The following is a 452-nucleotide window of genomic DNA, read 5'->3' on the forward strand; positions in this document are numbered from 1 at the left end:
GTAGTTGTTGAAGAAAGGGGTGTGGCGGCCGCCCTCGTCCTTGGACAAGACATAGATCTCGCCAGTGAAGTGGGTGTGGGGCTTGATCGAACCGGGCTTGCACAGCACCTGGCCGCGCTGGACGTCTTCGCGCTTGGTGCCGCGCAGCAGGATACCGACGTTGTCGCCGGCCTGGCCCTGGTCGAGCAGCTTCCTGAACATTTCCACGCCGGTGCAGATGGTTTTCTGGGTATCGGCAATGCCGACGATCTCGATTTCCTCGCCGACCTTGACCACACCGCGCTCGATACGGCCGGTCACGACGGTGCCGCGGCCGGAGATGGAGAACACGTCTTCGACGGGCATCAGGAAGGCGCCGTCCACGGCACGCTCTGGCAGGGGGATGTAGGTGTCGAGGGCGTCGGCCAGCTTCATGATGGCCTGCTCGCCCAGGGGACCTTTGTCGCCTTCCA

At 63.7% G+C, this 452-nt stretch carries 1 protein-coding gene; it reads right to left on the reverse strand.

Features of this window, described 5'->3' with window-relative positions; all coding sequences use genetic code 11:
* The coding region (locus B7G52_RS23145; protein WP_240523600.1) for an EF-Tu/IF-2/RF-3 family GTPase at positions 1–452 on the reverse strand (452 nt) is incomplete at both ends.

The organism is Polaromonas sp. AER18D-145 (genome assembly GCF_002379095.1).
Lineage (GTDB): Bacteria > Pseudomonadota > Gammaproteobacteria > Burkholderiales > Burkholderiaceae_C > Polaromonas.